General features: G+C 42.9%; 22 protein-coding genes. 7 read left to right on the top strand and 15 right to left on the bottom strand.

Going from position 1 to position 25481, the window contains the following annotated elements; translation table 11 throughout:
• Window positions 1-100 precede the first annotated feature (100 nt).
• Genes AB1K89_RS15320 through AB1K89_RS15310 form a run of 3 tightly spaced genes read right to left on the bottom strand, consistent with a single transcriptional unit; the run spans window position 101 to window position 2346 of the window.
• On the bottom strand, window positions 101-928 hold the full coding sequence (locus AB1K89_RS15320) for a MetQ/NlpA family ABC transporter substrate-binding protein (protein ID WP_413055578.1): 828 nt from the start codon (window positions 926-928) through the stop codon (window positions 101-103).
• 13 nt (window positions 929-941) lie between these two features.
• The gene (locus tag AB1K89_RS15315) at window positions 942-1604 is read right to left on the bottom strand and encodes a methionine ABC transporter permease (protein WP_413055577.1); all 663 of its coding nucleotides are present in this window, start codon (window positions 1602-1604) and stop codon (window positions 942-944) included.
• Window positions 1597-2346: a methionine ABC transporter ATP-binding protein gene (locus tag AB1K89_RS15310; protein ID WP_413055576.1), complete on the bottom strand. Its 750-nt coding sequence runs from the start codon at window positions 2344-2346 to the stop codon at window positions 1597-1599. Before AB1K89_RS15310 ends, AB1K89_RS15315 begins: the two co-directional genes overlap by 8 nt.
• A 199-nt stretch (window positions 2347-2545) precedes the next feature.
• On the opposite strand from AB1K89_RS15310, the gene AB1K89_RS15305 reads away from it, so the two are divergent.
• A complete protein-coding gene (locus tag AB1K89_RS15305) occupies window positions 2546-2716 on the top strand; it encodes a hypothetical protein (protein ID WP_413055575.1) in 171 nt (56 codons plus the stop codon).
• On the top strand, window positions 2713-2994 hold the full coding sequence (locus AB1K89_RS15300) for a GNAT family N-acetyltransferase (RefSeq protein ID WP_413055574.1): 282 nt from the start codon (window positions 2713-2715) through the stop codon (window positions 2992-2994). The genes AB1K89_RS15305 and AB1K89_RS15300 overlap by 4 nt, the downstream gene beginning before the upstream one ends.
• A 51-nt stretch (window positions 2995-3045) precedes the next feature.
• Here the strand turns inward: AB1K89_RS15300 and AB1K89_RS15295 are convergent, their stop codons facing one another.
• The gene (locus AB1K89_RS15295) at window positions 3046-4704 is read right to left on the bottom strand and encodes a malate:quinone oxidoreductase (protein ID WP_413055573.1); all 1659 of its coding nucleotides are present in this window, start codon (window positions 4702-4704) and stop codon (window positions 3046-3048) included.
• A gap of 436 nt (window positions 4705-5140) precedes the next feature.
• Between AB1K89_RS15295 and AB1K89_RS15290 the strand changes: the two genes are divergently transcribed.
• Window positions 5141-5842: a YjjG family noncanonical pyrimidine nucleotidase gene (locus tag AB1K89_RS15290; protein ID WP_413055572.1), complete on the top strand. Its 702-nt coding sequence runs from the start codon at window positions 5141-5143 to the stop codon at window positions 5840-5842.
• A 245-nt stretch (window positions 5843-6087) separates the two neighbouring features.
• On the opposite strand, the gene AB1K89_RS15285 is transcribed toward AB1K89_RS15290, so the two are convergent.
• Window positions 6088-8472, bottom strand: a complete 2385-nt coding sequence (locus AB1K89_RS15285) for a polyprenyl synthetase family protein (RefSeq protein ID WP_413055571.1) — start codon at window positions 8470-8472, stop codon at window positions 6088-6090.
• Window positions 8473-8655: 183 nt separating this feature from the next.
• Here AB1K89_RS15285 and AB1K89_RS15280 point away from each other — a divergent pair, with 183 nt between their 5' ends.
• The 3 genes from AB1K89_RS15280 (at window position 8656) to AB1K89_RS15270 (ending at window position 12568) form a co-directional block, all read left to right on the top strand.
• Entirely contained in the window at window positions 8656-10320 is a 1665-nt protein-coding gene (locus AB1K89_RS15280) for an ATP-binding protein (protein ID WP_413055570.1), read from the top strand.
• Entirely contained in the window at window positions 10313-11020 is a 708-nt protein-coding gene (locus AB1K89_RS15275; protein WP_413055569.1) for a response regulator, read from the top strand. Before AB1K89_RS15280 ends, AB1K89_RS15275 begins: the two co-directional genes overlap by 8 nt.
• 210 nt (window positions 11021-11230) lie before the next feature.
• Complete coding sequence (locus AB1K89_RS15270; protein ID WP_413055568.1) at window positions 11231-12568, top strand: CitMHS family transporter; 1338 nt, start codon at window positions 11231-11233, stop codon at window positions 12566-12568.
• Between the two features lie 79 nt (window positions 12569-12647).
• On the opposite strand, the gene splB is transcribed toward AB1K89_RS15270, so the two are convergent.
• The 3 genes from splB to AB1K89_RS15255 all read right to left on the bottom strand — a co-directional run bounded on the left by splB (window position 12648) and on the right by AB1K89_RS15255 (window position 15710).
• Window positions 12648-13676 (bottom strand): spore photoproduct lyase, encoded by a 1029-nt coding sequence (gene splB, locus AB1K89_RS15265; RefSeq protein WP_413055579.1) that lies wholly within the window; start codon window positions 13674-13676, stop codon window positions 12648-12650.
• A 100-nt stretch (window positions 13677-13776) separates the two neighbouring features.
• Window positions 13777-14967: a DUF4317 domain-containing protein gene (locus tag AB1K89_RS15260; protein WP_413055567.1), complete on the bottom strand. Its 1191-nt coding sequence runs from the start codon at window positions 14965-14967 to the stop codon at window positions 13777-13779.
• Window positions 14968-15431: 464 nt separating this feature from the next.
• The gene (locus AB1K89_RS15255; protein ID WP_413055566.1) at window positions 15432-15710 is read right to left on the bottom strand and encodes a hypothetical protein; all 279 of its coding nucleotides are present in this window, start codon (window positions 15708-15710) and stop codon (window positions 15432-15434) included.
• 148 nt (window positions 15711-15858) lie between these two features.
• Here AB1K89_RS15255 and AB1K89_RS15250 point away from each other — a divergent pair, with 148 nt between their 5' ends.
• Window positions 15859-15981 carry a hypothetical protein gene (locus tag AB1K89_RS15250; RefSeq protein ID WP_413055565.1) on the top strand — a complete coding sequence of 41 codons (123 nt, stop codon included), beginning with the start codon at window positions 15859-15861 and terminating at the stop codon, window positions 15979-15981.
• 37 nt (window positions 15982-16018) lie between these two features.
• Here AB1K89_RS15250 and AB1K89_RS15245 read toward each other — a convergent pair whose 3' ends face one another.
• The 7 genes from AB1K89_RS15245 to AB1K89_RS15215 all read right to left on the bottom strand — a co-directional run bounded on the left by AB1K89_RS15245 (window position 16019) and on the right by AB1K89_RS15215 (window position 25465).
• On the bottom strand, window positions 16019-16915 hold the full coding sequence (locus AB1K89_RS15245) for an EamA family transporter (protein WP_413055564.1): 897 nt from the start codon (window positions 16913-16915) through the stop codon (window positions 16019-16021).
• Window positions 16916-17054: 139 nt separating this feature from the next.
• Window positions 17055-18689, bottom strand: coding sequence for a thiamine pyrophosphate-binding protein (locus AB1K89_RS15240; protein ID WP_413055563.1), 1635 nt, complete (start codon window positions 18687-18689; stop codon window positions 17055-17057).
• A 10-nt stretch (window positions 18690-18699) separates the two neighbouring features.
• Window positions 18700-20934: an EAL domain-containing protein gene (locus tag AB1K89_RS15235; protein WP_413055562.1), complete on the bottom strand. Its 2235-nt coding sequence runs from the start codon at window positions 20932-20934 to the stop codon at window positions 18700-18702.
• 422 nt (window positions 20935-21356) lie between these two features.
• Entirely contained in the window at window positions 21357-21956 is a 600-nt protein-coding gene (locus tag AB1K89_RS15230; RefSeq protein WP_413055561.1) for a hypothetical protein, read from the bottom strand.
• Window positions 21957-21959: 3 nt separating this feature from the next.
• Window positions 21960-23312, bottom strand: a complete 1353-nt coding sequence (locus tag AB1K89_RS15225; RefSeq protein WP_413055560.1) for a sensor histidine kinase — start codon at window positions 23310-23312, stop codon at window positions 21960-21962.
• Between the two features lie 4 nt (window positions 23313-23316).
• Window positions 23317-24000 (bottom strand): response regulator transcription factor, encoded by a 684-nt coding sequence (locus AB1K89_RS15220; protein WP_413055559.1) that lies wholly within the window; start codon window positions 23998-24000, stop codon window positions 23317-23319.
• A gap of 13 nt (window positions 24001-24013) precedes the next feature.
• Window positions 24014-25465: an SLC13 family permease gene (locus tag AB1K89_RS15215; RefSeq protein WP_413055558.1), complete on the bottom strand. Its 1452-nt coding sequence runs from the start codon at window positions 25463-25465 to the stop codon at window positions 24014-24016.
• Window positions 25466-25481 lie beyond the last annotated feature (16 nt).

Raw genomic sequence — 25481 nt, 5'->3', positions numbered from 1 at the left:
AATCGCCGGTACAATACCGACAACTGGCTGCTTAATAAGGTGTTTTTTACTTGTCTCAAAAAAGATAGTCAGTGCCAGTGGGCATGGCTTCTTTTATCCTTTATTCAAACGCAGGTATTGCGGTTTCGTCATAGTTCTCTTCTAGAAACTTGCGTACTTCCGGGCTTGTCATTGCTTGAGCCAACTTTTGAATCGGCTCCCAGTCTTTATTGTCTTCGCGGGCCACTAACGTGATCGCAAAGTCATTTTCGACTCCTTCCGTGAGCAGCGCGTCGCTCTTCGGCGTCAAGCCGAGAGGTGCTGCATACGCTGGAGTCATGACGACCGCGTCCGCGTCATCATACATACGTGCAAGCATTAACAAATCGACTTCTTCGAACTTATAATTTTTCGGGTTATCGATAATATCCGATTTCGTATAATACGTGTCTTTCTTTTCACCTAACGTAATGACTTCGTGCTGGGCGAGCAATGACAGGGAACGGTCGATGTTGGAAACATCGTTCGCCATTGCGATGACTGCACCTTCAGGCAGGCCATCCATTGAATCGAAGTTCTTCGAGTACACTCCGTAATTCGCAAAATAGATTGGTGTAATCGGAACTAGGTTAGCATTATTGTTGCGGTTGAATTCCTTCATGTACGGCACGTGCTGGAAGAAGTTCGCATCCACTTCTTTTGCGGCAAGCGCACTGTTCGGCTGGACATTGTCGCCTAATACGACAACTTCCAAGTCAATTCCTTCTTCAGCAAGCTTCGGTTTCACAAGCTCAAGAATTTCCGTCATCGGTGGAATCAATGAAGCAACTTTCAACGTCACTGTTTCATCTTTCTTTTGTTCCTCAGCAGGGGTGTCCGCTGCTTTATCCTTGCCGCAGCCCGCTAATAAAACCATTAGCAATGCCGTTAGCATAAGTAGTTTTCTCATGTTGTTCCTCCTGTTATCGTTTATCTATCATTCTTGATACAGTCGTTCCCGTAAATTGGATGAGCTGTACCAGTATGACCATTATGATTATCATGTACATCATCAAATCCGTTTTGAATTGCTGATAACCGTACCGGATTGCAAAGTCACCGATGCCGCCGCCACCGACGACGCCCATTATCGTCGAATAGGAAATGAAACTGATGATCGACGTCGTTAATCCTAACACGAGTCCTGAACGAGCTTCGACATAAAGGAACTTAAAGATGACTTGCCTAACCGATGCCCCCATCGCGATTGCTGCTTCCATCACGCCTCTCGGCACATCAACTAACGACTGTTCAACGAGCCGTGAATAGTGCGCAATGGCTATGATCGACAAGGGTACCGTTGCGGCCGCAGTCCCGATGGCTGTCCCGATGAGCATCCTCGTGAATGGGATGAGGAATACGACCAATAAGAGGAACGGGAAGGACCGGATGGTATTCACTAGTAAATTCAATACCGAAAAGACAATCGGGTTCTCATAAACCTGCCCTTTCCTGCACAAAAAGAGCAATGTTCCAACAGGAAGTCCGACTAATACGGCTGCAGCAATTGATACGCCGACCATTATGAAGGTCTCCCCGATCGAACGCCAAATCTCGGCTTCATATTGAAGCAAAATATCAGGCATCGTTCATGTCACCGTCCTTTGTTAGCTGTTCTACAAAGAACCTCGGGCTATTCTCCATCATTCCAATCCCTTCCGGCTCAATCGAAACCGTATCGTAGACCTTTCCTTCAGTCAGGACAGTGACGCGGTTGCAAATGCTTTTGATCACTTCCATCTCGTGACTAACAATAACGATCGTCACTCTGAAGCTCCGATTCACGTTTTCCAGCACAGCTAAAATTTCAGCGGTAGTGTTCGGGTCGAGAGATGATGTTGGCTCATCGCATAACAGTACTTGCGGATTGTTCGCCAATGCCCTTGCGATTGCGACACGCTGCTTTTGCCCGCCACTTAATTGGGATGGGTATTTATCCTTAAAACTATCCAACCCCACAAACTGTAGACATTCCTCCACTCTGGCACGCCGGTCTTTCTTCGGGAACTTTGCCAGCTCCAATGAAACCGACACATTGTCATATACCGTTTTATTCGCCACTAGATTAAAATGTTGGAATATCATTCCGATTGATTTTCTTGCTTGCCGGAGCTGTTTGCCGTTCAAATTTGTCAGCGTCTGCCCATTGACCGCCACTTCCCCATCATCAGGAACTTCCAGCAAATTCATCAGACGCAGAAGGGTCGATTTGCCGGCGCCGCTCGCCCCGATAACCCCATGGATTTCGCCTTTCCCTATCGATAAGGAGACTGATTGAATAGCCTGATAACGCATGAAACTTTTGTTCACATTATGTAATTTAATCATAAAAAAATCCCCTTTTTTAGATTTGAAGGGTGATTGCGACATTTAATATTATAGCCTATTCTGCCTAGGTTGTCATATTATCATTTGCATAATATTATTGTTAATTTCAGACAGGACCTTAGCCGCACCTAATTATTAATTATCAGGCTTCTAAGATTGCATGATCATCGATTATAATTTAGGTAAAGGGGAGATGATCATGCTGCATTTGGAGACGATTACGAAAGATAATTGGGTGAAGGCCATTTCGCTTCGTGTACGGGAGGATCAAGTGAATTTTGTGGCGTCAAACGCGGTGTCGCTAGCCCAGTTGAATTTCCTAGAAAACTTCCATGCCAAAGGAATCTATAATGGCGAGGCGAGGAAATGATCGGTTTTGCGCTATATGGAATTGATGAAGACGACCATGGATACTGGATATACCGGATGATGATCGATCAAAAACATCAGGGGAAAGGGTACGGAAAAGAAGCGATCCAACTTGTGATTGATGATATTAGGTCGATGAAGGAAGAGCGTCATCAAACGATTACGCTTTCATATGAACCGTCCAATGAACATGCAAAACGCATTTATGAAAATATGGGGTTTAAAGAAGTGGAAGGGCTAATCATAAGCGACGAACAAGTGGCCCGTTATACATTTTGAATATGCAAAAAGCTGACTACGGCACGATTCTACCGAGTCAGCTTTCTTATGTTATTCTTTTGTCTGTGGCTCTGATTCTACAACTAACGTATCGTCTACGTTTGGTACTTCCCGGTCTACTCCCAAGGCGGCATCTTGCTCCGTCTCCCCGGTTTCAACAACAACAGAAACCTCTTCTTCCAATGCTTCTGCTTCTGTTTCTACATCCGATGATTCCGCTTCGCCCGGCAATTCCAGACCAAGCGACTGTGCAGTTGTCGCATGGATTTCTTTTAAGAGTTCAGGGTTGTTGACGAGCGACAAGCCGTAAGAAGGAATCATTTCTTTTAGTTTTGGTTCCCACTCTTGTACATGTTGCGGGAAGCATCTATTAATGATTTCCAGCATGACATGAACGGCTGTCGAAGCACCCGGTGATGCACCGAGCAATGCGGCGATCGAGCCGTCAGAAGCACTGACGACTTCCGTACCGAATTGAAGCGTCCCTTTGCCGCCCGCTTCCGTGTCTTTAATAACTTGGACACGTTGGCCAGCTACGACAATGTCCCAATCCTCGCTTTTCGCGCTTGGGATGAAGCTGCGCAGCTCTTCAATCCGCTGCTCCTTCGATAACATCAGTTGCTGTATCAAGTATTTCGTCAACGCCATTTCTTTTGCGCCTGCTGCCAGCATCGTAAAGACGTTGCTAGGTTTCACAGAAGTAATGAGGTCCATATTAGAACCCGTTTTTAGGAACTTCGGTGAGAAACCGGCGAACGGTCCGAAGAGCAATGATTTTTCATTATCAATGTATCTTGTATCGAGATGCGGAACGGACATCGGCGGAGCACCTACCGAAGCTTTTCCGTATACTTTCGCGTGATGCTGCTCGACAACTTCCGGGTTTTTACACACTAGGAAGAGTCCGCTCACCGGAAAGCCCCCGATATGCTTTCCTTCAGGAATGCCGGATTTTTGCAGAAGATGCAAACTTCCCCCACCGGCACCGATAAAGACGAATTTAGCGGTATGACGCTCAACAACTCCACTCTCGAGGTTTTTCACTTTCAATTCCCATGAACCGTCAGCTGTACGTTTCAAATGATTTACACTATGGTTGTAGTTTATATTTACATTATTATTCTTCAAATGATCAAATAGCATGCGTGTCAAAGCGCCAAAATTGACGTCCGTTCCAGTATCGATCTTTGTCGCTGCAATCGGTTCATTCACAGTCCGGTCTTTCATCATGAGAGGAAGCCATTCCTTTAATTTCTCCGGATCATCGGAGAATTCCATCCCTTCGAACAGCGGATTATTGGAAAGTGCTTCAAAACGCTTTTTCAAAAATTTCACGTTGTCTTCGCCATGCACGTAGCTCATATGCGGCAATGGCATGATGAAGTCTTCCGGATTACTGATGAGTTGATTGTTCACAAGATAAGACCAAAATTGCATAGAAAGCTGAAACTGTTCGTTAACTTTTATCGCTTTGCTAATATCTAAAGTTCCGTCTGGTTTTTCATTGGTGTAATTGAGCTCGCACAGTGCAGCATGTCCTGTACCTGCATTATTCCATTCATTGGAACTTTCTTCACCTGCGCCCGGGAGCTTCTCAAACACTGTAATTTTCCAGTCCGGTGCCAATTCCTTCAACATTGTTCCCAAAGTTGCACTCATGATTCCGGCGCCAATTAAGATGACGTCTGTTTTTGTTTCTCCGTTGCTCATTTTTATCATCCTTATACCCTAAATTTGCAGAAAGGATGTAGACGCTCCTTCTTAGGCGTCACAACAAGACAAGACGCGAGCTAGGAACACACCTTTTCTGTTAATAATAACCTCATATATTATATCATAATTATTTGTCTACATCCCTCTATATGCAAAATTGTTTAATTGTTTAGGTGAATCGTTTTTCGAATTGTTTGGGTGTTAATTGTTAGAATTGTTTGGGTGCCTGTGTAAGGCACATTTATGACTATTCAATGTGGTGAATGAAAATACTAACGAAAGAAAACGTAACTGCGATATGATTGGATTTTCTTTTTTCTTTATGCAATTGTAGTGCATAGTCGCAATTGTTTGCTGCACAGGCACCGTTTTTGAATGTAAGTAATGGTGTTATACTAGCTATACAGCTTTACGTCAGTCAGGAGATGTGAGAATGAACTACGATGTGTTTTTATTCGACTTGGATGATACGTTGATGGATTTCGGTGAGACAGAAAAAAATGCGTTTACGAATGTGTTCACTACACACGGTTACCCGAACGCATTAGTAGATTTTAGGGATACGTACCGGGTAGTCAGCACGGTGCTTTGGGATGACTTGGAGCAAGGCAGAATAACGCTTGCGGAGCTGAAATCGGAGCGATTCAGACGATTATTCCTTGAACATGGTCTTAAAATGGATGCAGAGCAGTTCGGCCAAATGTACCTGGATCACTTAGGGAAAGAGGTCCACTTGATCGAGGGCGTGGCTTCAATGCTTCATTCCCTTAAGGGCGCGAGGATCGCAGTTTTGACAAATGGTTTCAAAGACGTTCAATTGGCCCGTATCGCCGCTTCCGGTTTATCTGACACGTTCGAAGCAATCTTCACTTCGGAAGAGATTGGTTTCCAAAAGCCACAACGGGAAATATTCGAGCATGTATTCAAACAGTTGCAAATCAAAGACAAATCCCGTGTCTTGATGATTGGAGACTCGCTTTCGTCGGATATTCGGGGAGGCAACAACTTCGGCATTGATACGTGCTGGTACAATCCGAAACGAAAAGAGAATAACGGCTTGGCTCAGCCTACATATGAAATTTATGATTGGAAAGACTTCCAGTTCATTCGTACTCAAACGATCGCGTCCAGTTAATGGATGCGGTCGTTTTTTATTTACTTTCTTCATAGAATACCGGCTTAAGTGAATTTTTGATTGATTCTCGACGTGTTGTTCGGGTGCCTGTGCAAGACACATTTATGACTATTCAAGGCTTTGAATTAAAATACGACAACAATAAAACCCAACTCCGAGATGAGTGGGTTTTATTTTTTATTTATACAATTGTAGTGCATAGTCTGAATTGTGTCTTGCACAGGCACCGAAAAGATTCCGACAACTCAGTTGTCCCGGTTCACGATGTAGTTCAGGAAGTGTTTTAGGTAGGGCGTTTTATGCTGCATTTCTTGCAACGTTTCCATTGCGGTGCAGTAGTGGTCCCACATTGCTTTTCGGGCGTCTTCAGCACCGAGGATTGATACGAAGGTTGAATTGTTGTTTTCAATGTCTTTTCCGATTGGCTTTCCGAGTGATGCGAATTCGCCTTCGACGTCGAGCAAGTCGTCCTTGATTTGAAAAGCGATGCCGGCATGATAGGCAAACCGTTTCAATGCTTTTAGTTCGCCTTCCTGTTTCCCCGCAAGAATTGCAGGCATGACGAGCGATGCCTCGAACGCTATGCCGGTTTTGTAAAAGCACATCGTATTTAACTGTTCCAACGTTAATCGTTTCCCTTTGGAATTCAAGTCCATCGCCTGGCCTTTACACATATCCGTAGTCTTTCCAGCCGAATATCGGATTAAGCGGAGCACTGCTTCGGGGTCAAATTGTTCGAGTGACGCTTGTTCCTCTACCGCTTTTTGTGTCAGATAAAGACCGGCTAATTCCGCCGTAGCGGTATTGTACATATGATGCAACGTTGGACGCCCCCTGCGGACAGGCGAGTTGTCTTGGGATGGCAGATCATCGAAGATCAGGGATGCCGTGTGCATATATTCCAATGATTTCAGTAAGGGTACGATTGCAGACTGATCCAATCCATATTCGTGAACCCCCATGACCCAAGTCATAATCGGTCTAAGCCGCTTTCCGTCACCTTGCAGACTGTAATTTGAAGCATCCATGATCGGCTCTTCCATGATAGAAACATCATCATTCTCGCGAATATGTAAGAAATCGTTGATCTCATTTCGCATCGTTTCAACCATGTCTTTAAAGACTTCCCGCTCTTCCCGGTCATCTTTGAAATTGGCGATAATATGATCCCGGAGCAGTTTATCAAAGAAATCCACGTCGTCCGCTTTCCGGACCATCCTTTGTATGAGCCTATCGAATTTTGGATTCCCGGTCGCGAATAGCTCCATCACTTCGTCGTATTTTTTGTCTCCCATGCGTTCTTTATATCGTTTCAAACCATTGATTGCACGGTTTAGAATGACGTCTCTCGTCTTCGTATCCGAATGATACACGTTATGAATCAAATTGGAGATGACCGTCCAGTACAATTCAAATGGGTTAATAAGATCCGGACGACTGTGGTGGTACTTCATGTAGTAGGTGTATGGAGTAACCGCGCCAGCTTCCAAGTCATCAAACATATCCGCGAAATCGTCGGCCAGCTGGTTGTATATGCCGTAAAAGAATGTTCGTTTGTCAAACCCGTCATCCTCTTCGGCACTTAGCACCGCGCGGACAATTAAACGGGAAGAGGCTGATTTTAAGATAATCGGAATGTAAAGCTCTTCATTCGTATAATTTTCGTTTAATAGATCTTTTTCACGGTCCACTTCTTGGGAATGAAAGAACACATACGATTGATCAAAGAAGTTATCTCCTGTCCCCTGTCGCCGACACGCCTGAATATACGAAAAAGCTTCACGCAGCTCTAAATGGATATAGTTAATCAAACCTTTGTTATTTCCACTCCATGCCTCAAGTTCAGGCACGACTCCCGTAACAAGTGTCGTTCGTATCAAATCGGAATATTGTTTTTTCTCCTCGAGAGAGAGAACACCCGAATCCAAAAGGTCATCGATAAATGGATAGGTCAGACCATACGAGTAGCCGAGTCTTATCGCTTCATCCAACTTCCGGGTACGTTCTTCGGCCGTTTCCTCTTCACCCATCTCTTCAATCTGGTGCAAGATGACGCCAGCAATGATTTTAATCAGTTTTCGCTTCGCCTCTTCAGAATTCATCCCTTTAGGAATATTGGAGGAAACAATCTTCAGTTTGTTCATCAACCAAATCATCGTCGACTCAACGCCTTCCTTTTGAGCCCAACGGTACAAGCCGGCCATGCTGAACATCTCCACCTTGCCTCCATTGCCGGTTGCCGTCGAAAGTGGAAGGTGTTCTTTTATATCGTCAACTACAAGGCGAATCCTGTTCTGTGTATGATATGAATCCAATGATTTGCCTAAGTCCCGCAAGAATATATAGGAGATGCTCCGCTCTAAGTAATTATCGAGTTTTCCTGTGTAATCAAGCCATTGTATATAATTGTAGTAATCCCGCGAGTCAGATTTGCCTTTTCCACGCGAAAACAATGTTAGAAATGTATTATGATGAATATGATTCTGTTTCCAATTTTGAATATCTTTCGTTAAGGTAGTAGCATAAATCTTGTTTGCGAGCTGTCCGGTTAGCGATGTAAAATATTCGACAGCTTCGTTCTCAGCAAGCCGATAACACGCATCGGCATTCTTTTGTAACTTGTCATTCATACTACATTACCTCTACTTCATGTTTTTTAATTGCCTGTGAATTCTACTATATGCAATGGAATAGCGTTGTCTGAATGATTTGCCTCACTTCGCAATTATGTGTGGCAAACCTAAACAAATACTAACATATTAACGGGATTACGATTATGATTGGAAGGAATTGCATAGCGAGGAGCTGCGAACATGTTTCAAAAACATAATAGGCGTGATAAAAATCCACATCTGAAGCCAAACATCATCATCAGTTTCAGAATGAAAATGATTTTATTAATAGGCGCCCTTATTATTGCAATTATTTCGGTGATTGGACTATACATAGATCATTTCATCTCTGTCACGCTGAAAGAAGAAGTCGGGAATCGCGCGCTTAGTGTCGCGGAAAGCGTGGCGAACATTCCTGAACTGGCCGAAGCATTTGGTCATGAAGACCCCGCTTCCATTATCAACCCACTTGTTGCACCGATTCAAAAGGCCACTAAAGCTGAATTTATTGTCATCGGCAATACGGAAGAAATTCGGTATGCACATCCTGATACTAATAAAATCGGAAAGAAAATGGTCGGGGAAGACAATGAAAGGGCTTTAGTATATGGCGAGTCGTATGTCTCCCAAGCAGTCGGATCATTGGGCAGCTCAGTTCGCGCCAAAGTCCCCGTGTATTTGGACGGAAACATTGTCGGAGTCGTATCGGTCGGATTTTTAGCGACAGATATCCAATCGATAATAAAATCCTATAATAATCACTTATGGCTCGTCTTAGTAACTATCGCTTCAGTAGCTGTAATTGGCGCCATTCTAATTGCGTCGTATATAAAAAAAGTATTGTACGGCTTAGAACCGGAGGAAATTGCACATTTATTCTATCAAAAAGAGACGATTCTACAATCAACCCATGAAGGCATTATCGCTGTAAATCAAAATGGCATGATTACGATGATCAATTCTGCGGCACAACATTTATTGTTCAATCAGGTCATTCATCCTGAACAATATATAGGAACGCCGCTCCAAGACCTCGTGCCTGCACAACAATTGCTCCCTTTTCTTCAAGACGAAAATGAGCGCATTGATCAAGAGATGATGATCGGCAAAACGATTGTTTTTGCTAATAAATCTCCTATCTACTACAATGACTCGTTAGTCGGAACGGTATTTACATTCCGGAATAAAACGGAAATTGATTTATTAACAAAGGAATTGACGTCGATTAAGCAATATACAAATGCATTAAGAGCCCAAACACATGAGTTTTCGAACAAGCTCTATACGATTCTTGGTTTATTGCAACTTGATAAAAAAGAAGAGGCGCTACACTATATCCAGCGGGAAAGTTCACTGCAAAAAAACTGGATTCGGCTGCTCATTCAGAAAGTATCCGACCCGAAGGTGAGCGGACTGTTGCTCGGCAAGATAAACCAAGCAAGTGAATTAGGGATAGCTATTACAATACAAGAAGATAGCATACTGGCAACCCATTTAAGGGAAAAGCAAAGTGAGGCCTTATTGACTGCCATCGGGAATTTGATTGATAATGCGATGGACGCCGTGAAAAAAAATCCCCCAGATGGTCGGAGAATAGCTATCTTCTTTACCGATATCGGAAAGGAAATCATTTTTGAAGTAGATGATACAGGCGAAGGGGTTCCCGACGAGTATGTGAATAAGATCTTCGAGCAAGGTTTTACATTAAAGGAAGGCGAACACGGCGGTTTTGGGTTAGCGCTAACAAAGCAACTAATCGAGGAAGTGAACGGAAACCTCTATTTGGAAGAAGGGGATCTTGGCGGTGCAAGCTTCGTGCTATCCATGCCGAAAGAAGCGGATGAGAGGGGGACATCGAATGCTTGAGTCGATTCAAGTATTGATCGTTGAGGATGACTTTCGGATTGCAGACATTAATCGTCAATTTATCAATCGAGTGGAAGGATTTATTGTAGCTTACGTTGCAAAGACGGGCGAGGAAGCACTCACTTACTTACGCGGCGCCGAAAATTTGCCGCAGCTAATTTTATTGGATGTTTATATTCCGGATGTCCAAGGATTGGAGTTGTTTTGGACGTTAAGAACCGAGTTTACGGAAGTCGATGTCATTATGATGACGGCTGCAAAGGAAGTGGAGACGATAGCGGAAACGTTGCGCGGAGGGATTTTCGATTATATCGTGAAACCGGTAGACTTCGACCGATTCGAAAGGACCTTTGTGGGCTATCGGAAGCAAAAGCATCTTCTGACGACAAAAACAGAGCTCATGCAAGAGGAAATCGATCTCCTGACAGGTTTGCAAATAACCGCACCTCCATTACAAGACAATGATGAAATGTTGCCAAAAGGAATCGATCAACTTACATTGGAAAAAATAAAAATGATTTTACATGAGAGCGATGAGTCCGGTATTACGGCTTTAGATGCCGGAAGCAAAGTAGGTGTGAGCAGATCGACCGCCAGGCGGTATCTGGAATATTTAGTGTCCATCAAAGAAGCAGATGCCCAGTTGAAATACGGAGATATCGGCCGTCCCGAACGAAAATACATACCGTGGACAAAATGAACAAAACGACCAGAACACCCAATAGTGTTTTTAATTGAATAACCTTATACTTATAACCTCTCTATGATAGATTTCTAACTATAGAATATTTTGAAATAGAGAGGTTAATATTTGTTAGGCGGTGCTTATTCTGTCAAATATGTATCCGCTTACACAAATGTATGCCCTCTCTTGCATGAGTGCAATTCGGCTCAACGGAAAGGAGACAATATGCTAAGTATTATAGGTTTGATAACAATTGTCATCATTGTAGCTCTACTCATTAGCGGGAAAGTTTCTCCCATTGTCGGACTCGTGTTAGTGCCAGTTGCAGGAGCATTTGCTGCAGGCTTCAGTTTCGATGAAATCGGTATGTTTTTCACGGAAGGTACAACTAAAGTTGCAAGCGTTGCAATCATGTTTATCTTTGCAATTCTATTTTTCGGAATCATGCAAGACGTCGGTCTATTCGATCCACTCATTAATAAAATGATTGCAATTTCCCGTGGAAATGTCATTGCAGTTGCCGTTGCAACTGTTATCATTGCAGCAATCGCACACTTGGACGGTTCAGGCGCATCGACATTTCTCATTACAATCCCGGCATTGCTGCCTTTGTACAAACGGTTAAAGATGAATCCATATTTGCTCCTGATGCTTGTCGGAACAGCTGCCGCCATTATGAATATGGTGCCGTGGGCTGGTCCGCTTGGACGAACGGCTTCTGTGCTCGATGTGGATGTGACGGAGCTATGGAGACCACTCATTCAAATTCAGATTATCGGTCTTGTATTATTAATTATCATTGCCATCGCTTTAGGCTATCGTGAAAAACGCTTAATAGCGAAAAAAGCTTCGTTAGGCGAAGGTCTGATGGAAGAAGGGATTTCCGATGCAACAATTGCGGAAGCACAATTGGCGGCCACTGTTGCAGAAGAGAATGATTTAAAGCGTCCCAATCTTCTATGGATCAATGCACTTCTCGCGATTGCTGTCATCGGCGTTCTCGTGTGGGGAATTATTCCGGCAGGTTTTGCGTTCATGATTGGCGTCAGTATTGCATTGCCACTCAACTTCCCGAAAGTTCAGGACCAAATGGAGCGCATTAAAGAACATGCGCCAGGTGGAATTATGATGGCGACGATTATTTTGGCGGCTGGATCTTTCTTGGGGATCTTAAACGGCACGAATATGCTCACCTCGATTGCTACGGATCTTGTGACAGTATTACCGGCATTCGTCGCTCCATATTTGCATATCATTATCGGAGTATTCGGCGTTCCTTTCGACTTGCTGTTAAGCACGGATGCATACTACTTTGCCCTTTTGCCGATTATTGATCAGGTTGCCGTTACATTCGGCATCCCATCTCTTTCAACGGCTTACGCAATGATCATCGGAAACATTATCGGCACATTTGTCAGCCCGTTATCACCGGCGCTTTGGTTGGCGCTAGGGCTCGCTGGATTGGAAATGGGTAAACATATCCGTTATTCCTTCATGATGATGTGGGGGCTCAGCATTGTCCTGTTAATCATCGCAGTTTTACTTGGCGTGATTGTGATTTAATTTTAAAAAGTATCAGCCTCTCCCGAAACGTTCGGAGTGTGCTGATACTTTTTTGTTCTTTTGTGCTGCTCAGTTTGTTTCACGTGAAATATTCTATTTTGGCGTTCGGAAAGTACTTTTCCATATAGCTGTATAAACGATCCTTCAATTCATCCTCTTCGTCTTTTTGATAAATGTATTTGCCGATGCCGTACTTCCCCCATTTGTAGCGCCGCTTTTCTTCGTCCAACTCGAGTTTCGTCTTCGGATAGTTTTTCTCGATGACTCTTTTCGCTGGCTTCGTAAATCGGTGCTGAATGAATTCAAATGTGATGTCTTCGCGGGCATCCTGCGGCAACTCCTCATCAAGACGCTCAAACAGATGCCGATACCCTTCCTCCCAGCCTTCATGGATGTAAATCGGTGCGACAATAAAGCCGAGTGGGTAGCCTGCTCTAGCCACCTTCCCCGCCGCCTCGATACGCTTCGCCAAAGGAGAGGTGCCCGGCTCAAAGTTTTTGATGACGTAATCGGCGTTGACACTGAATCGGAATCGCGTGTGGCCATTATGCTTCGCGTCGAGCAAATGGTCCACGTAATGGAACTTGGTCACAAACCGGAGCCGGCCCAGTTCCGTTTTGCCGAAATGTTCAATGGCCCTTTTCAATGAATGGGTCAGATGATCAATACCTACGATATCCGATGTACAGGCTGCTTCAAACCTCGTGATTGCAGGTGCCCGTTCTGCGATATAGTTGTCAGCAGTTTCGAGGATCTCCTCCACGTTCACGTACGTCCGGATATACGGTTTTGTACCCATTGTCGTCTGGAGATAGCAGTAATGGCAATGACCCATGCACCCTGTCGCCAAGGGAATCGCATACTCCGCTGATGGTTTCGATGTATCGAACTTCAACGTTTTTCGGATTCCGACGACTAACGTCGATTTTGCGATCCGATACTTCTGTGCATCCGTCTCACCGGGCAAATCCCGGATCTGATTGTGCGAAGTCGTGAACCGGATTTCAATCCCCATTTTCTCGAATTTCTCTTTCAATTCTTTTCCAAGCGGATAATCCAATGCATTCGGTTCAAAATAGACAAGCTGTGGTGTGAAGGGTTTATTCATGCTTTGCACGACCAGATCCATGTTGGTTATCCATGTGATCACCTTTCTCTTTTTCCTTAGCTTGTCTTAAGGACAAGAAATTATGAAAAAGTACTTTCTCCTAATCCAACAGCTCTTCCGAAAGGAGTGTAAATCCTTCAATCATCGTGTCCTCTTCCACCTCAATTAAAATACAAGTTTTACCGTTCACTTCAACTTGCCTTACAAACCGCAAGTCCTGCGGGCTGATGGCGATATCCGCCACTTTCGTTTGGATTTTGATCGATTTGGATGTATAGCTTGGAACGATATGGCTCGCTTTCATTTCGTACGTATCATCATCGATCACTTTCCGGAAAGCCCTTTCCACTTTTTCGGTATCGACGTCTTCCAAGCCGCTCGCTTTTAGTACACGGGTCAACTCTTTCGTATCCAATGTAGGTGTGCTATCTTCTTCCTCTTCCTCGTCGTCCACTTCCATCATGCGTTGAATCTCGTCATACACGCTCGCAATCGTTCGTGTATTCATTTCGTCACCGACAACCGATTTGACAATCTCTTCAAAAACGACTTTATCTTCCTCGGCAGTCATGATCTCCTCGCCATCCAACACATTTTCGATAAAGTGGAAGTTTGGCTTATTCGCTTTGCCCGCCGCGTATAAGACATGGTTGACGTCTGCCGCGTTATCCGTAAAGCATGGGAATAAAAAGCCGCCGATTGGAGAAGTTAGATTGATGATCGGGTCAAGCGTTATACGCGACTTGAATTTCTTCTCATTGAAATCAAAAATAAGGGATTGTTTTGGCATATCTGTCTGATTCATGCTGCAAAGAATGAACGGGTTCTTGTACACTTCATCCCGATCCGCCACTTCTGCCTCTTCGCTATGCCGTTTCGTCGGTTTGTAATAATTCCCGCGGATAAACGTGACGACGATGTCTTTTTCATATTGAGTGTCCTGCACCATCTTTTGAGCAATTCTTTGCATTTCTGCCTTCCAATCCTCTACGTTGTCCGACTGGAGACCATCATATAAAATCTGTTGTGTATGGTCTGTTTCCTCTTCCGATTGACTTCGGAACTTCACTTCAAAAAGCTTTGCATCGAGTTTGCCGCCCAACACTTTTTTGAAATTGGCAAGGAACAATTCCTGTTGCTCGCGATCCAAAAGAGCAAACGGTTGGCTCACCTCGTGGTAGATTTCATTGTTCTCCTGCCTAACATATACATTGTAAATATCAATGATTTTCAATAAATCCGTATCTAATTTAAAACGTTTACGGAAATCCGCAATGGCCTTCTTGTTCATTTATATTTCAACTCCCTGGCTAATCTGTTCTATCAACTACGTAAAAAAGAGCGTCCAAAGCAGCATTCCGCTTTTGACACTCCTTCATTATATCAATGTTTATGAGGATAGCAGGAACACATTTAATTTTGAATAATACGTTTGTCTATCGGGTCGCTATTGCCGAGAATTTCCTATTTGGGCGGAGTTATCCTACAATGAAGCAAATGCTTACTCCTAATGAAACGAGGGATTTCCCATGTTGTGTGGATCAAAATGCTTCCTTGTGAAGATGGAACTTAACGGGACAAAACAAATCAAGCAAGTCATCGCGCGAAACCCTATTGGTGCGAGAAAAGTGATTAGAGGAAAGTATGGGGCTGGGGTGGAGGTTTTATCGGTGAGAGAAGAGAAGAGGCATTTTTGATTGCCGGCAGTCAGAAATAAATAAACCCCCATAAGTCTACGGGGGTTGCTTTCTCACATTACTGGTCTTCGACTTGCTCTGACACTTCATTCCATTGCTCTTTCATTAATTCCAACTGTTCCTTGTTCTGTTGAACTGTATCCATATGCTCATGGCGTTCCACAGCGTTCGCGTATGCATTTTCAGCACGCAAGATTGAATTGAACGCATGCTCAACTGCCATCTCCTCCGGATGCGACATCGCCTGCTTCACCGAACGATCCGCCTTCAGTACAGAGTTGCTTAAAAAGGTGCTCGGATGATCCTTTTTCCAACTCGGTTTTGAATCCTTCGCCATTTATGTCTTCCCCTCCTGCAAATAGGATAAGTTACTGCGAGCATAGTATCGTGAATTATCCCGAAACTATGCGCCTTTTGAAAGCATATGTTTAAAACAGTCGAGGAGTGGTATACATAGAGAGTAATTAAGCAAGGAGGTGAATAACATGACGAAACAATACAACTTTATTATTGGAAATAAACTGATCACCATCTATGACAAGAATAAGCAAATGGCAGAGCAAAAGGCTCATGCTCTTTATGAGGAACTTCAGAATAATGATAGCTAAAAACACCAGCCAGGTGAGAGGCTGGTGTTTTTATATTTTACTGAAGCTTCTTCATGCGGAAGAGATTAGTGCCAAACTCATTCAATGCGATTGCCATTAGTATGATAACCGTACCTAACCATTGAAGGGGCGTTACCATTTCTGACAGAATGACGCTTGCCAATAGGATTGTGATAGGTAATTCAATCGATGTAAGTATATTTGCGATTCCTCCAGAGACTAACGGTGCGCCTACCGCATAAAACAGCGGTGGAAGGACGGCGCCAAATAATGAAACTCCGATAGCAATCAATATTAAATTTCCTTCTAATGGGAGTACGGCTGGAATGTCACGCGCAAATAGGACAAACACTAAGACGGTTGATCCCGTCACCATCAAAGAACTCCGCGTCAATGCATCTACGTTGACAGCGACCTTTCCACTCAAAAAAATAAAGCCTGCATACGTGAATGCAGAGAGAATACCAAATACTAAACCTTTTATAGGCAACCCCTGTACGTCTCCATTAATAATATTCGAGGCGAAAAAGACCCCTACTAAAATTAATACAATGGATAAAATCGTTACGGGCGAAGGTGTTGCTTTACTGAAAATCCATTCTATAATAATGCCGATCCAAATGAACTGGAACATTAAAATAATTGCCAATGAGGCCGGTAAATATTGCATAGAGGCATAATAAAATATAGTCGTCAAACCGATAAAACAACCGGTCATCATGATTTGCATAACGTTCTTTTTCGTTAGACCTTTGAAACTTGGCCGTTTAATAAGTGTGAGAGCCCATAATAAAATAAAGGAAATAGTCATTTGAACGATATTAATTTGCCCAAGTGAATAGCCGAAGCCAAACCCCAACTTGGCAAATATCGGTGTAAACCCAAAACAAGCAGCACCTAGTAATACAAATAAAATCCCCTTATTTACTCTCATTATGATCCCCCTTGGAGCTTAAAGATAACCTTATTATTGTAGCATAAATAAACGGAAAAAATCTTTCTTACTAACACTTAAAAGGCACCAAAACAATTTATCATTGTCTCGGTGCCATATCGTATGCTATTTTCCCTGATCATTGTCTCCCCATCGTCGGTGGAATTTCATTTTCATCGACTAATGCTTCGATAACGATCGGCTTGTTCGTTTCTTTTATGAGCTTCAGGGCTTCAACAATGCGGTCACTTAATTCGAACGGATTGTGACAAGTATATGCTGACAATCCCATAGACTGCGCAAACTTCGCGGCATCCATCGGCGTTTCGTAAATGCCTCCAATGGATGTGCCGATCATTTTTTGCATGCCTTTTTCCACCATGTCCAACCGTCCATTATTGACGACAATAAAGAGGACAGGCGAATCATAGTTATATGCAGTCGAAATTTCCGTGCCATGCATGAACATACAACCATCCCCTACTAAGCAGACGACGGTCTTTTCGGGGGCAGCCAGCTGCGCTCCGATGGAATAGCCGATTCCATTGCCCATTGCACCGAAAATATCATCGAAAAAGTAGGTGCCTGGCTTATAAATGTCAAAATGCTTGATGCCGTAGAAGGAGTGACTGCCGTCATCTCCAAATACAATTGCGTCCTCTGGAAGTGCATTGCGCATAGCCAGCATTACTTGTACTGCAGACATACGCTCACCAGGTGCATTTTCATAAAGTTGCATCGTCTCAGGCTTGGATAAATACTCATCGCTAGTTGATTCGGGTATATCCTTGAGAATCGTTTGCAAGTTCGTTTTGATATCGCCAAGCACAGGTGTCGTCGGGACTTTGATGGATTTTCCGATGAATGTCGGGTCGTAATCGAACTGAATGATATGCTTGGGATACATTGCTTCGGACAAGCCTGCTGTTGACATATCACTTAGTTTAGATCCAACGACAATTAACAGATCAATTTTTTCATGGAAATATTGGGTCGCTTCTGGAGTGCCGCCCAATCCGAAAGCTCCTAACGAAAGTGCGTGATTGGACGGGAAAGCCCCTTTTCCTCCCGGCGTCGTGATGACCGGAATGTTCCAATGCTCGGCGAGTCGTTGCACTTCGTCATATGCTCTGCTGGAATGGACACCCTTGCCGATGAATAGAAGCGGACGGGATGCATGGTTTAATTTTTCAATCACGTCTCCCGTGTATGGTGAAATCATTTCGTACGTTGTCGGAAGATCCAGTTCAAATGGCTCGATTTCTTCCAATAATACATCGAACGGGATGGACAGATGCACTGGTCCTTTTACGCCGGATAACGCTTTTTCAAGGGCATGCTGCAAGTATGGCTCCAGCATATCACCACGCTCTACACGTTCACTGAACTTAGTTACGTGTTTAAACATGTTCACTAAATCGGTGCCAAATTGACTGGAGTCTTGTCCTAATGCCTTACCCGTCTCCTTCATGGAAGGGTGCCCGGTAATGATTAATAATGGCAAGTGTGAGGCTGATGCCTGGCCGGCAGCCGTAATCAAGTTTGTCCCGCCTGGTCCGGACGTACCGATAGCGACTCCAATTTTCTCATTCATTAAGGCATAACCTGCAGCTTCAAATCCTGCGGCTGCTTCATGTTTGCTTAACACAAACTCAATATTCTCGTTTAATAGCTCAAAGAGAATCGGTGAAATAGCTTTTCCCGGAATACCGAAAATATGCCCTAGTCCCCAATGCTTAAAATTTGCTGCTAATATAGAAGCGACTGTTTTCATTTTTATAATCTCACTCTCTATTGTTCTTTTCTAAGTAGATTCTTTCAATTTCAGTTGCTGGAAGGGGTTTGCTAAAATAAAAACCTTGCACATAATCGCATTGTTGATCAATTAGGAAATCGAGCTGCTCCTTTGTCTCCACCCCTTCTGCAATGACTTCCATTTGTAGATTATGGGCAAGTTTGATGATTGCTTTTACAATATAGGCATTCGGATGGTCATTCATTATTTCAAAGACAAATGATTTATCGATCTTAATGAAGTCAATCGGAAAATTGTTTAGATACGTCAGCGAGCTATAACCCGTGCCGAAATCATCAATACTAATCCCGATACCAATCTCTTTTAGTTTTTGCAATACTTTCAGGGAGTACTCGTACTCCATCGCCATATACTCAGTGATTTCGACTACGAGATATTGTGGATCAAGTCCGGTCTGTGCAAGCGTATCCTCCATAAATGTGATCAGGTCTTTCGTAAGGAATTGCTGAGTGGATAGATTGACAGATACCTTAAGCGGATTGTATCCGGCATCCTGCCATTTTTTATTTTGGGACGACGCCTCATTGATGACCCACTTGCCGATTTGATTGATCAGTCCGTTGTCTTCAGCCAGCCTGATGAATTTATCCGGAGACAGTAATCCCAACGATGGGTGTTGCCAGCGGATCAAAGCTTCCAACCCAACTAATGTACCGGTCCGCGGATGAATTTGTGGCTGGTAATGGAGTACAAATTCATCATTCTCCACTGCCCTCCGTAAGTCGGCTTCGAGTCTGTATTCATCCTCCAACCCCGCTAATAGTCCGGTAGTATACACACTGTAACGATTTTTCCCCTTCTCCTTTGCTTGGTACATCGCGTTATCCGCGTAGACCATAAGCTTTTCCATTGAAATGGGATAATCCGGATAAACGGCGATTCCAATACTCGCTGAAGTATGCAATTCATCATTACCTATATAAAAGGATTCCTCAAATAGTTTCAGAATTTTTTCGGCCTTTTTCATAACATAGTTGGAGTCCTTAAAATCTTTCAGTACGAAGATGAATTCGTCTCCCCCCATACGGGCGAGCACATCGTTTCTCTCGAGGCAGCTGGCTAAACGTTCGCTAACTTTCTTTAGAAAATTATCTCCTGATACATGACCAAATGTGTCGTTTATTACTTTGAAGCGGTCCAAATCGATATAAAGAAGGGCTAACGATCTCTTATGCCCTGCGTTTATTTCCTTAATGATATTATCTATTTCTTCATTGATGAATCTTCGATTAGGGAGATTTGTCAGGTCATCATGATAGGCTAAGTAATTGTATTTTTTTTGGAGGAAGTAGCGATCCGAAATGTCCCGGAATTGACCGAAAGCACCTATCATTTTGTCGTCTTCATAGATTGGCTGAGCGTCGAACAGGCAGACCACCAGTTTCCCTTCTTGATCGAAAAACTGAATCTCTTCATCCTTAAATATTTTCCCTCTTTCAAGGACTTCCTTGAAATAAGTCCCAGTTATAGGGGATTCGACAATGTTTCTTCCGATTACAACCTCTCTGTTATTGCTCGAAAGTTGTTGTGCAAAATCGTTGAATTCGGTGGTGATTCCCTTTTCGTCCGTAATGACAATCCCATTTCTAGTCCTGCTCAGCATAATTTGATTCATAATGTCGAGCTTCTTATTCTGCTTCCGTAATAAAAGTTCGCGTTCAATCGAATCGACGGCTTGTGTTAGCATCGTAAGGAACAGTGGATTTTGAAACTGGATAGGCATCATAATGGATACGCTGCCAAGCATGCTGTTTTCATCCGTATAACGAAATGCCGTGCCGTAGCAGGCGATTTCATGGAGGAACGAATGGAAATGCTGCGTGCCGATAATACTGATCGGATGCTTTTGCTGCAGAGCGAGACTGATTACATTCGTTCCCGTATCTTCCAAAGTGAACAAGCTGCCTATTTGAATCCCAAATTGCTTGATCGTCTCTTTGATCGTTTCATCGCCCTCTATATCAAGAAGGTAACCTTTCGCATCCGAGACGACAACGAGAATTGGCGTACCTTTTAAGGAGTCCAATAGCTTATTGGAAAAAAAACTTACCACAGATAAAATTTCAGTATACGACGTTCTCTTTGCTGTCAGTTCCTTATCCGTCAAAAAATGTTTCGGTCTCGATACGACATTCGGATCCATTCCAGCCTCTTTGCAATACCGATTCGACTCAATTATAAATAAATTATCATGATTACTCATACTTTTCTCTCCAAATCTGTAATTCTATGGGTTTGAGAGCAAAAAAACAATGATGAAAATAAGTATTATTACGGCTCGTTATGTATTTTTAAATATATTAGATAATTATAAAGTTAAAAGGAAGAAATTACAAGGTGAATAATATTATCAAAATGGCTTTTCAGCATAAAAAAAATAGCCTACATAAAGGCTATCGGCATTTTTTCAGATTTATTTAGTTTCCCAAAAATTCTTAACAGCTCAGCCTGTTGACAAACGCTCGCATCCGTTGTTGCTCGCAGGAAGCGAGTCATGCAACCGTCGCCACAGGACGTGGCGCTTTTAGGTTGCCTTCCTTGACAAGCGTTTTCAATCAGGCTGATGAATTCTCTATGCATCACGGCTTTCCCAAAAAAGAGCGACAATGATGGTCGATTGGCACTTTAATCATCGTCGTCATAGTCATCATCGTCATCCGTCTGCTTTTTTGGAATGGATGACACTGAGGATACTTTACCTGTGTCTGACTGAACATACACATGAGCAACTTCTTGCATGCCATCAATTGTCACTTTGTAATGATCACCTTTTTGTGTCGTGACCTTTACAACATTTGTAATGATCCCACGAGCTTGCTGCAAAGCAATTTCTTTTGCCTTCTGTTCATATATCGCTTCAAGCTTCCCTTCTCTTATGCTTTTCCCGCCGTCTCCATCATCTCCATTGCCAGAGATTTCGCTCGTACCGACGGCTTTTTCGCCAGCCAAGTCAATTTCTTCTTTTTTCTCAATAAGTTTTATTGTATTCACCTTTTTGGTTTTTCCATCGACAACCAAATAATAAACTCCTCTATCGTTTTCAAGCGTCATTTGGTAGTTTCCATTTTGCTCGGCATAGTCGAGCACTTTTCCACCGTAGAGCTTTACAGCTACATCTTGGGCTTCTTTTTCAGTGAATTCCGCTGAAGAATCACTAAAAATCTGAAACAGCGAAAACAATAGGCCAAGAATGATAAAACCTATCAGAAGGAGCTTCACCTTCATTTTTTATACCTCCAGCTTCGGAAGGGTCACTATAAAATTCGAACCCATCCCTTCTACACTTTCAAGAATGATCTTGCCATCATGCTGCTCTACGACCTTTTTTGCAATTGCCAAGCCAAGCCCTGTTCCGCCCGTTTTGCGGCTTCGCGTCTTATCAACCCGGAACATTCTATCAAAGACATAGGCTTGTGCATCTTTCGGTATGCCGACTCCCTTGTCTTTTACCGCAATACTTACATATCCCTTACTTTCCGTCATTTCCACTGTTATGCTGTCGTCACTGTACTTATTGGCATTATCGAGCAAAATGACAAGCAATTGAACAAAGCTTTGTTCATGTATTTTGACGTAACTATAGCCGGAAGCATTCAGAAAGTGAATCGTATGTTTAAAGGACGGCTGCAGCCGCTGAATCGTGCTTCCAACAATAGCGGCAATGTCCACCACTTCTTTCTCATATTCAATACCCTCTTCCACTTTTGCCAATTGCAAAAGCTGCTCGGTTAAATATTTCATATGGTGCGATTCCGATTCAATCGAATAGATAGCTTCCTCAAGCATATCCGGTCTCTCTTTCCCCCAGCGTTTCAACATTTTTATGTAACTATCTATGACCGTCAAAGGAGTCTTCAATTCGTGAGAAGCATCTGAAACAAATTGTTCTTGCTTTAAATAGCTCGCTTCTAGCTTTGTCATCATTCGATTAAACGTCATGGCCATTTTATTTATTTCATCCTTCGATTCACAAGCAACAGCAATCTTTTCAAATGACCCTCTTTTTTCAATCATGTTCATCGTATTCGTCAACCGTTGAATCGGTAATAAGATCAACCTTCCTACAAAACCGCTTGTGACGTATAAAATAATGATGACGACTATGGTAGTCATCACTAACACCCATTTTAATTCCTGTATATTTTCATACAACAGATCAATATTCTCGATTAACTGCAGGTTGATAATTTCGCCGCTTTCACTTATAGCGGGAATGGAAACGATCGCAAACATCGAATTTCTAAATTCAATGATTCCCTCAAACTGTTTTTCATAATAGCTGGATGGAATTGTCCTATAGCCATTGTCAGTAAAAACCTGAATGGACGGGTTCCTTTCATTTTTAATTACAGTTCGGATCAGTCCGTCACTAAGTAAATATGCTTGCAGCATGGATTCCATTGAAATATCGGGCTTTTCGTTCATCTCAATAAGAATATGATTGGAGATGTTCGACAAACGATTTAGTTCTGATGAAATACTTGTATTTTTGAAGATGAAATAAATGCTCGTATTGGCAGCTAGCAACAGCACGATTAATACAACCGTCGTAAATAACTGTATTCTCGTTTGCAATCTCATGGGGTTAGTCCTTTATCATATAACCGACACTACGGACAGTCTGAATGAATGATTCTTCCTTTGAGTCTATTAATTTTTTTCGTAAATAGCGGATATAAACATCTACTATATTTGTATCACCATAATAATCATAGCCCCATACTTCCGTTAAAATTTGTTCACGCCCTATCGCCTGATTTTTATTTGTCACCAAGTAAAGAAGCAAATTATATTCCTTCGGAGTCAACTCCACTAAATTACCGCATTTGTACACTTCTCTTGTATTTGTGTTGATTTCAACAGAACCAATTTTATGGATTGTTTTTTTCACCGAAACGCTCTTCGGCTTAAAACGGAGGTTCGTGCGGATCCTGGCCAACAGTTCCTCAATTTCAAACGGTTTTGTCATATAATCATTAGCACCCAAATCAAGGCCGTTCACTTTGTCAAACACTGAACTTCGTGCTGTTAGCATAATGACAATAATTTCGTTATTCACCTGACGGATACGTCTCAATACTTCCATTCCGTTTAATTCTGGAATCATGACATCCAGAATCACCAAATCTATCTTTCTATCTTCAATTAAGGCCATACCCTCCCGGCCTGTGTGGGCGATGCTAACTTCATATCCTTCATATTCAAGTTCGAGCTGAATGATTCGAGCTATTTTATAATCATCTTCGATAATTAATATATGGTCAGACATTTTATCACCTCATTTATAAATGCAGTCCTGTCCACTGCCAGTACGTAAAATAAAATAAGAGCATGACAAGTAAATAAATCGGCATTAAAACGGAGCTGACTTTGGCTAGCTGCTTTGCATCGTAGGATACTTCTCCTTCTTCGTAAAAAAGCAGTAAAGCTTTCGAGCTGACAGGTACCGTTATGCAGTAATTCATCCCTATTAAACTTAGAAAGACTACTGCAGCCGGGTCCATTCCAATACTTTGGCTGAACATTATAAAACTCGGGATGAAGACAATCGCCCTTGTCGTATGAGATGTAATATATAAATGGCTCGTGATAGTTACAAGTAAAATAATACTTACAACCACCCACTCAGGCGCTTCGCTAAACAGGTGAATAGCGCTGAACATCCCTTTCTCTATCCAAGAGACAACGCCAGTGTCTACTAAAACCTGCCCGAGTGCCGTTGCTGCAGCCACAAATAGAATTAGATTCCATGATACCGACTTGATTCCTTGTTTCCAAGTAATCACTCCATAGTTTGGTAGCATGACTAGTACCGCGCCAAGCATCGTAATAAAAGCAATGTCATAACCGTGAATGCTCTCTGACAGCCAACCGGCCATCAAAATAAAAATGATGACCAATGTCTTTTTTTCGTTTTTCCCAAATGGTTTATTCGGCAGTATATCTTTTCCGCTCTCCGTCGCTTCAAATTCGTTCAATGCTTCTTTCGGCCATAACATGAGCTTTATAACAATGACTGAAATAATGGTAATAATGAGGGCAAACGGTACACCCCAAATAAGCCATTGGACAAATGAAATGGACTGTCCGACCGTTGTTTCCAATAACCCTATTCCAATCAGATGGGAGCCAGCTCCTATTAATGTTGCAGAAGTACTCATTAAAATAACGACTGGCGCCATGATCGCCAACACACTTTGTTCCTTGGCGGAAAACTTGCTGCGCAACTGTTGTAACATCGGCATGGAAAGAGCGGCCCTTCCAGAAGTGGATGGGATAAAAAACGCGGAGGCGAACAATGCCGATGAAACACCTCCTAGCACTCTATTTTTGTTACTGGAGTATCTTACGATCGACTCAACAAAACGTGTTGCAAGCCCTGATTGTTTGACCGCTTCTCCTATAATAAATGATCCGACCATCAGCCATACAATTTCCTCCGAAAGGGAATTGTAGAGGAGCTCTGGTTTGCCCGCTTTACATAATACAATAAATAGGAGCAGCGAGACTGCCACGAACCCTGCAGGAATTTTGGTCGCAACCCATAAAGTCATAGCAGACAAGAATGCAAAAAGAGAAACCTTGGCAGCATAGCCAAGTTGGGAGGCTGAAGCAATGATCATCAAGTAGAAGACATGGACACTAATAATCCCCAAGGTTGCCGTTGAAATTCTGTCGACTAGAGCAACTGCGAAGCCTTCTTTTGTCCTTCTTTTATTCATTCTCGTAATCATCGGTCCATCACCTCAT

Source organism: Sporosarcina pasadenensis (assembly GCF_047228845.1).
Taxonomy (GTDB): Bacteria; Bacillota; Bacilli; order Bacillales_A; family Planococcaceae; genus Sporosarcina.
This window is presented reverse-complemented; position numbering and strand designations above follow the sequence as displayed.

Coding starts and splice junctions, on each gene's coding strand:
- AB1K89_RS15235 (WP_413055562.1), bottom strand. CDS start 20,934: ATGAGTAATCATGATAATTTATTTATAATTGAGTCGAATCGGTATTGC.
- AB1K89_RS15230 (WP_413055561.1), bottom strand. CDS start 21,956: ATGAAGGTGAAGCTCCTTCTGATAGGTTTTATCATTCTTGGCCTATTG.
- AB1K89_RS15275 (WP_413055569.1), top strand. CDS start 10,313: ATGCTTGAGTCGATTCAAGTATTGATCGTTGAGGATGACTTTCGGATT.
- AB1K89_RS15250 (WP_413055565.1), top strand. CDS start 15,859: ATGACGAAACAATACAACTTTATTATTGGAAATAAACTGATCACCATC.
- AB1K89_RS15290 (WP_413055572.1), top strand. CDS start 5,141: ATGAACTACGATGTGTTTTTATTCGACTTGGATGATACGTTGATGGAT.
- AB1K89_RS15260 (WP_413055567.1), bottom strand. CDS start 14,967: ATGAACAAGAAGGCCATTGCGGATTTCCGTAAACGTTTTAAATTAGAT.
- AB1K89_RS15225 (WP_413055560.1), bottom strand. CDS start 23,312: ATGAGATTGCAAACGAGAATACAGTTATTTACGACGGTTGTATTAATC.
- AB1K89_RS15220 (WP_413055559.1), bottom strand. CDS start 24,000: ATGTCTGACCATATATTAATTATCGAAGATGATTATAAAATAGCTCGA.
- AB1K89_RS15280 (WP_413055570.1), top strand. CDS start 8,656: ATGTTTCAAAAACATAATAGGCGTGATAAAAATCCACATCTGAAGCCA.
- splB (WP_413055579.1), bottom strand. CDS start 13,676: ATGAATAAACCCTTCACACCACAGCTTGTCTATTTTGAACCGAATGCA.
- AB1K89_RS15320 (WP_413055578.1), bottom strand. CDS start 928: ATGAGAAAACTACTTATGCTAACGGCATTGCTAATGGTTTTATTAGCG.
- AB1K89_RS15255 (WP_413055566.1), bottom strand. CDS start 15,710: ATGGCGAAGGATTCAAAACCGAGTTGGAAAAAGGATCATCCGAGCACC.
- AB1K89_RS15310 (WP_413055576.1), bottom strand. CDS start 2,346: ATGATTAAATTACATAATGTGAACAAAAGTTTCATGCGTTATCAGGCT.
- AB1K89_RS15300 (WP_413055574.1), top strand. CDS start 2,713: ATGATCGGTTTTGCGCTATATGGAATTGATGAAGACGACCATGGATAC.
- AB1K89_RS15215 (WP_413055558.1), bottom strand. CDS start 25,465: ATGATTACGAGAATGAATAAAAGAAGGACAAAAGAAGGCTTCGCAGTT.
- AB1K89_RS15245 (WP_413055564.1), bottom strand. CDS start 16,915: ATGAGAGTAAATAAGGGGATTTTATTTGTATTACTAGGTGCTGCTTGT.
- AB1K89_RS15240 (WP_413055563.1), bottom strand. CDS start 18,689: ATGAAAACAGTCGCTTCTATATTAGCAGCAAATTTTAAGCATTGGGGA.
- AB1K89_RS15295 (WP_413055573.1), bottom strand. CDS start 4,704: ATGAGCAACGGAGAAACAAAAACAGACGTCATCTTAATTGGCGCCGGA.
- AB1K89_RS15315 (WP_413055577.1), bottom strand. CDS start 1,604: ATGCCTGATATTTTGCTTCAATATGAAGCCGAGATTTGGCGTTCGATC.
- AB1K89_RS15305 (WP_413055575.1), top strand. CDS start 2,546: ATGCTGCATTTGGAGACGATTACGAAAGATAATTGGGTGAAGGCCATT.
- AB1K89_RS15270 (WP_413055568.1), top strand. CDS start 11,231: ATGCTAAGTATTATAGGTTTGATAACAATTGTCATCATTGTAGCTCTA.
- AB1K89_RS15285 (WP_413055571.1), bottom strand. CDS start 8,472: ATGAATGACAAGTTACAAAAGAATGCCGATGCGTGTTATCGGCTTGCT.